Annotated in this window: 5 protein-coding genes; 2 read left to right on the forward strand and 3 right to left on the reverse strand. The window is 39.9% G+C overall.

Features of this window, described 5'->3' with window-relative positions:
• Nucleotides 1-451: 451 nt before the first annotated feature.
• The 3 genes from eno to mazG all read right to left on the reverse strand — a co-directional run bounded on the left by eno (nucleotide 452) and on the right by mazG (nucleotide 4,660).
• Nucleotides 452-1,759: a phosphopyruvate hydratase gene (gene eno / locus ACJAT7_RS16675; protein ID WP_415227933.1), complete on the reverse strand. Its 1,308-nt coding sequence runs from the start codon at nucleotides 1,757-1,759 to the stop codon at nucleotides 452-454.
• A gap of 109 nt (nucleotides 1,760-1,868) precedes the next feature.
• Nucleotides 1,869-3,506 carry a CTP synthase gene (locus ACJAT7_RS16680; RefSeq protein WP_415227934.1) on the reverse strand — a complete coding sequence of 546 codons (1,638 nt, stop codon included), beginning with the start codon at nucleotides 3,504-3,506 and terminating at the stop codon, nucleotides 1,869-1,871.
• Nucleotides 3,507-3,838: 332 nt separating this feature from the next.
• Nucleotides 3,839-4,660 (reverse strand): nucleoside triphosphate pyrophosphohydrolase, encoded by an 822-nt coding sequence (gene mazG, locus ACJAT7_RS16685; protein WP_415227935.1) that lies wholly within the window; start codon nucleotides 4,658-4,660, stop codon nucleotides 3,839-3,841.
• Nucleotides 4,661-4,839: 179 nt separating this feature from the next.
• Here mazG and ACJAT7_RS16690 point away from each other — a divergent pair, with 179 nt between their 5' ends.
• Nucleotides 4,840-5,868, forward strand: coding sequence for an efflux RND transporter periplasmic adaptor subunit (locus tag ACJAT7_RS16690; RefSeq protein ID WP_415227936.1), 1,029 nt, complete (start codon nucleotides 4,840-4,842; stop codon nucleotides 5,866-5,868).
• Nucleotides 5,869-5,935: 67 nt separating this feature from the next.
• On the forward strand, nucleotides 5,936-7,089 hold a 1,154-nt coding region (locus ACJAT7_RS16695; protein ID WP_415227937.1), incomplete at its 3' end, for an efflux RND transporter permease subunit.

Genomic DNA, 7,089 nt, shown 5'->3' on the forward strand with positions numbered 1-7,089 from the left:
CCCAGCTCACATCATTCGCAACCGAAAGAAAAGAAGCCAGGCGCATATTTTTCATACCATTAAATAGCAATAATAAAATATAAAAAGCGACACTTGTCCACCCAAGCAGCTCTACAACTATATTCATACAAATTTCCCATTAAAATAATTTATAAATCACAGACAAAAAAAACGATCTAAGCCGAGGATCTATATTCCCATGCCGAGCACGGTAATAAAACTAAAAACCGCTAATTACTGGTTTTTAACTTCAGCAAGACCTTTGTAAGGTGCTTTTTCGCCAAGCACTTCTTCAATATGGTGAAGTTGGTTCCCGTAGTTAACAAAGAGCAGCAACACGGGCATTGCGGCTTAATGTGCTTCTAGGTGCAATAAATCACAGGCAAAAAAAATCCCCACATAAGTGAGGATTTCATTTCAGCAATTATCTTAACTAATAAATTAGTTTAGATTAAAAGTTGAAAGTACCTTTAACTTCAGCAAGACCTTTGTAAGGTGCTTTTGAACCTAGAGCTTCTTCAATACGTAGAAGTTGGTTGTACTTAGCAACACGGTCAGAACGGCTTAATGAACCCGTTTTGATTTGACCTGCAGCAGTACCAACAGCAAGATCTGCAATTGTTGAATCTTCAGTTTCACCAGAACGGTGAGAGATAACTGCAGTAAAGCCAGCATCTTTAGCCATTTTGATTGCAGCCAAAGTTTCAGTTAAAGAACCGATTTGGTTGAATTTGATTAAGATAGAGTTAGTAATACCTTCTTTGATACCACGAGCAAGAATCTTAGTGTTTGTAACGAATAGATCGTCACCTACTAGTTGAATTTTATCACCTAGTAGTTCAGTTTGGTGTTTGAAACCATCCCAATCAGACTCGTCAAGACCATCTTCGATAGAAACGATTGGGTAATCGTTAACAAGACCTTCAAGGAAGTAGTTGAACTCTTTAGCAGTAAAAGTTTTACCTTCACCTTTAAGTTCGTACATGCCAGTTTCTTTGTTATAGAACTCAGATGCAGCACAATCCATCGCTAGAGTGATGTCTTTACCTAGAACGTAACCCGCGTTTGCAACAGCAACTTTGATTGCAGCAAGTGCAGCAGCGTTAGATGGAAGGTTTGGAGCAAAACCACCTTCATCACCAACAGCAGTTGAGTGACCGTCAGCTTTAAGTACTTTAGCAAGGCTATGGAATACTTCAGCACCCATACGCAGACCTTCACGGAAAGTAGAAGCGCCAACAGGTTGGATCATGAACTCTTGGATATCAACAGAGTTATCTGCATGCTCACCACCATTGATGATATTCATCATTGGAAGAGGCATAGAGTAAACACCAGGAGTACCGTTAAGATCAGCAATGTGAGCGTATAGAGGCACTTTCTTAGATACTGCAGCCGCTTTAGCAGCAGCTAGAGAAACAGCTAGGATAGCGTTTGCGCCAAATTTAGCTTTGTTTTCAGTTCCATCTAAATCGATCATGATTTGATCAAGTTCAGCTTGAGCAGTAGCATCTTTACCAAGTAGTGCTTCTGCGATTGGACCATTTACAGCAGCAACTGCTTTAAGAACACCTTTACCTAAGTAACGCGCTTTATCACCGTCACGTAATTCTAAAGCTTCACGTGAACCAGTAGAAGCACCTGATGGAGCTGCGGCCATACCGATTGAACCGTCAGCTAAATGAACTTCAGCTTCAACAGTTGGGTTACCACGTGAATCCATGATTTCACGACCAAGTACTTTTACGATATTAGACATAATTGTTCCTTTAATTGTATTTAAAAATAAGATTAAAACTTACATTGTCACTCAATAACACTTTAATTGCTAAATTTTTAACAAACTATAGCGATCCGGTCAACAAAAACTATTTAAATCTACCTTGTTGATGATCTATCGCAGATTTTATAAACCCTTTAAATAAAGGATGCCCATCTCTTGGGGTCGATGTGAACTCCGGATGGAATTGAGCAGCAACAAACCAAGGGTGATTTGGGATCTCAATAATTTCGACTAATTTTTTATCTTCAGATAAACCAGTAACAGCGAGTCCCGCTTTCTCTAGAATAGGTAATAAATTATTATTTACCTCATAACGATGGCGGTGACGCTCAAAAATCTCTTTCGCTCCGTACATCTCTTGTACTTTAGAACCCTTTTTCAGGTGACAAAGTTGTGCACCCACGCGCATCGTTCCGCCCAAATCAGAGTTTTCTGTGCGTTGCTCCACTTCACCGGTTTTATCAATCCATTCAGTGATCAAGCCAACAACAGGCTGTTCACAATCAGCCTTGAATTCCGTTGAATGAGCATTTTTAAGACCGGCGACATTTCGTGCAAACTCAATTATAGCAACCTGCATACCTAAACAGATACCTAAATAAGGTATCTTATTTTCACGGGCGTATTGAGCCGCCATAATTTTACCTTCAATACCGCGTTCACCAAAACCGCCAGGTACTAAAATCGCATCAACGCCCGCTAAGATAGAGGTACCTCTAACTTCAACATCCTGCGCGTCGATATATTTTATTTTCACAGATGCCGCATTTTTCAGGCCGCCATGTTTAAGCGCTTCATTGACTGATTTATAAGCATCTGGCAGTTCAATATATTTCCCGACCATGCCAATTACAACTTCATTTGACGTATTAGCTTCTTCAGAAACCACTTTTTCCCATTCGCTTAAATTTGCTTCTGGACAATCTAAGCCAAAACGTTTTACACAAATCTCATCAAGACCTTGTGCTTTTAATAAAGCGGGGATTTTGTAGATAGAATCTACATCGCGTAATAAAATGACAGATTGTTCTTGCACATTACAGAACAGGGCGATCTTCTCGCGTTCGTTAATGGGAATATTCACTTCAGAGCGGCAGACCAATATATCTGGTTGAATACCTAAACTGCGCAATTCTTTTACGGAATGCTGTGTTGGTTTAGTTTTAACTTCTCCCGCAGTTTTCAGGTAAGGTAATAATGTGAGGTGCATGTACATTACATTTTCACGCCCCACTTTTAAACCCAATTGGCGAATCGCTTCCAGGAACGGCTGTGATTCAATATCACCTACTGTCCCCCCTAATTCAACGAGGGCAATATCATGACCTTTACCACCAGCAACAATACGTTCTTGAATCTCGTTAGTGATATGCGGAATCACCTGAATCGTTGCACCAAGATAATCACCACGACGCTCTTTTGCCAACACTTCAGAGTAAACACGTCCGGTTGTAAAGTTATTAAGGGCCGTCATTTTGGTACGAATAAAACGTTCATAATGCCCTAAATCAAGATCTGTCTCAGCGCCATCATCAGTTACAAAAACTTCACCATGTTGCGTTGGACTCATTGTGCCAGGATCAACATTGATATACGGATCAAGTTTTAAAATCGTTACGTCCAGACCTCGAGCTTCTAGAATAGCAGCCAGTGAACCTGCTGCAATACCTTTACCTAGTGATGAAACAACACCACCAGTTACGAAAATATATTTTGTCGTCATAGTAACCCTGAGAGTTTAGGAATTAAAAAAAGAAACTTTTATTCATCAATAATTAAGTTTAAGTATTAAAACGGAAACATAAAAAAACATCAGCCTGTAAATAAGTGCTGAATTAAGTTAGCGAACTAATTGACTGTAATTATAAATGATAATTTTGAACATTTAGATGGGAAGACATTGTAGCAAAACCTCTCATTTTCGACAATCTTTTATACCTATTTACTTAAAAATAGGAGTGAGTCCATTTAATAATTTTTGAACTGCTTATTTCTTTCCCTATAAAGCGGATAAAATAGTAGTAAATATTTTTATTGCTATTGATTAAGCAGTGCTCACTCATTCAATTGTTTTTTCACCTTCCCCCAAATCACCTCTAACTCTTCCAGTGAATAATCAGTTAACTGCAGGCCACTTTTTGACACTTCCAATTCAACTAAACGGAACCGTTTCTCAAATTTCTTATTTGCTTGACGCAACACCTGCTCAGGCGAGCAGTTAAGATGCCGTACTAAATTCACATTGGCAAATAACAGATCCCCTAACTCATCTTCAATACGTAGCTGCCTTTGTGGTTCACTTAAATCATCACGTTCAACTTCCACTAAAACTTCGTCAATCTCCTCTTTTATCTTAGCGACCACAGGCTCCAGCGTCTTCCAGTCAAACCCCACGTTTGCACAACGTTTTTGAATTTTATAAGCCCGGTTTAATGCGGGTAAGGCTAACGGGATATTATCGAGGGCACTGCTAATCTTATGTTCAGAATACGCCTTCTTGGCACGCTCTTTCTCTTTTTCCGCTTCCCAATTAGCGTGAACTTCCTGCTCATCGGCAAACTCAGTTTGTGCAAATACATGCGGATGACGACGCACTAACTTTTCATTTAGAGTGTCAATAATATCGTTAAACTCAAACAGGTTTTGCTCTTTTGCCATTTGCGCATAAAACACCACTTGAAATAACAGATCCCCTAGTTCTCCTTTTAAATCGGCAAAATCTTTCTGCTCTATCGCCTCAGCAACTTCATAAGCCTCCTCTATGGTGTGGGGCACAATCGTATCAAACGTCTGTTTCATATCCCAAGGGCAGCCATTTTCAGGAGAGCGCAGTTGTTCCATAATATTTAATAAGTTTTCAATATTGGTTGCCTTCATCAGCATATGCCTTCTTTAATAAGTTTATGATTAAAGAAGAATAGTAATGGATTTATGAACGATTGATAACTAAATTTAATTACTGAGTCGACCAGTTACACTTTAAACATTAGAACATTCTAAATTAGCTGTGATATATTTCATTTAACTGATAACTATATCTAATTAAGGATATAAAGATGAATCATTATTTTTTTAAAAAATCACCACAATTAATAGCACTTAGTTTACTGCTAGTTTGTTTACCCTCATTTTCATCTGACCTGTTTACCGTAAAAAACGAAATAAAAGAGCAAGTTGTGGTCCTCGATGCCACTATTGAAGCGATCAATAAAGCAACCTTATCAGCACAAACCAGTGGACGCGTAAGCCAAATATACTTCGATACTAACGACTATGTTGAGCAAGGCAGTGTATTACTGGAGATGACCAATACAGAGCAGGGCGCGGTATTGGCAGTGGCTGAAGCGGAGCTGTTGCGAAGCAGAGCCTTATATAACGAATCGATGCTAACTTACCAGCGTTATAAAAAACTTTTCCCTAAAGGGGCTATCTCACAAGGCCAGTTAGACCAGGCTGAAGCGGCGGCTAAAACCAACAAACAATTAACCATGGCAGCTCAAGCCAATTTAAATAAAGCCAAAGAATCGCTTGATTATACTATTATTAAAGCCCCCTATTCAGGCTTCGTAACAGCACGTCATATAGAGATTGGGGAAACAATCAATCCAGGACAACCCCTTTTTTCGGGGATGTCATTACAAAAACTACGGGCCGTTACAGAAATTCCACAGCGTCATCTTGACGCATTGCATAAAAATCCTAAATTTGTGATAACACTCAATGATGGTAAACAGCTTTTTTCAGATAAAGTAACGCTATTTAATTATGCAGATCTGCAATCCCATGCATTTAAAGTGCGTATTGAACTCCCCGAAACAGAGCAACTCCTACTGCCCGGTATGTGGGTAAAAGCACAATTTATTAGTGGTTCTCGTCAATCTATCTTTATTCCGACCAGTGCAGTTTTAAATAATAATGAGCTCAATGCGGTGTATCGCGATATAAAAGGCAAAGCGCTATTAACGCAAGTGCGTTTAGGTAAAACACACGAGGGTTATGTGGAAATTCTCGCAGGCTTACAGGATGGGGATTTAATCAGTATTGATGCGTATAAAAAACTGCAACAACTGGAGTCAAAACAGTGAATGCACAGCTGAATGTTTCAGGGGTATTTTTAGCGGATAAAAATTTTCCAAGATTGGAGTCAAAACAATGAATGAACAACTCAATATTTCAGGAAAAATTGCCCGTTACTTCCAAGGTTCAGCGATCACCCCACTGCTGGCTATTGTTGGTTTATTATTGGGTTTTTTCGCCATTATGGTGACTCCAAAAGAGGAAGAGCCACAAATAGACGTAACCTTTGCCGATATCTTTATCCCTTTTCCCGGCGCCTCTCCCAAGGAGGTTGAAAACCTGGTGACCATCCCGATGGAACAGGTTATTTCAGAGATTAAAGGGGTCGATACCAGCTACTCTTTTTCACAACCAGACGGTGCCATGATCATTGTTATTTTTGAAGTGGGTAAGGGTCGTAATGATGCGATTGTCAATCTTTATAATCAAATCTATTCCAATATGGATAAACTCCCTAAACATGCCGGTATTGGTCAGCCATTAATAAAGCCACGAGCAATTGATGATGTACCTATTTCCTCAATAACGCTTTGGTCTCACGATAACGCAGTCACCGCGCAGCAATTAACGCAGGTTGCACACGGGCTTGAAAGCGAGCTCAAACATATCGACGGCACACGCGACATCTACACCATTGGCGGTCATCTGTTAACCGTAAATATCCGTATCGATCCCGCTAAAATGAACAGTTTTGCGGTCAGTTATGATGCCATTACCCGCGTATTAGCGAGCAATAATGCCAGCTCATCCGTTGTCTCGTTAGTGCAAAACAATCAGCAGATAAAAGTTCAAACCGGACAGTTTTTACAAAATATTTCCGAGATAAAAAAACTGATTGTATCCGTTAATCAGGGGTTTCCTGTTTATCTGCAAGATGTTGCTGATATATCACTGTCCGCCGATATTCCCAGTGAAAATGTGTGGCACGGGGAAAATGGCAAATTATATCCCGCGGTAACAGTGGCAATAGCCAAACAGCCGGGCAAAAATGCGGTCGATGTGACCAACGCGATAGAAAAGCGTCTCGGTGAAATTCACAATGTGTTAATCCCAGATAACATACAAACCACCATATCGCGCGATTATGGCGCCACCGCCAATGACAAATCCAACACCTTAATTGGCAAACTTATCTTCGCTACCAGCGCGGTCATTATTTTAGTTTTATTAACCATGGGCTGGCGTGAAGCTATTGTTGTCGGTGTCGCCATCTCCATCACATTAACCAT

The sequence above is a fragment of the Psychromonas sp. genome (assembly GCF_047632995.1).
Classification (GTDB): Bacteria; Pseudomonadota; Gammaproteobacteria; order Enterobacterales; family Psychromonadaceae; genus Psychromonas.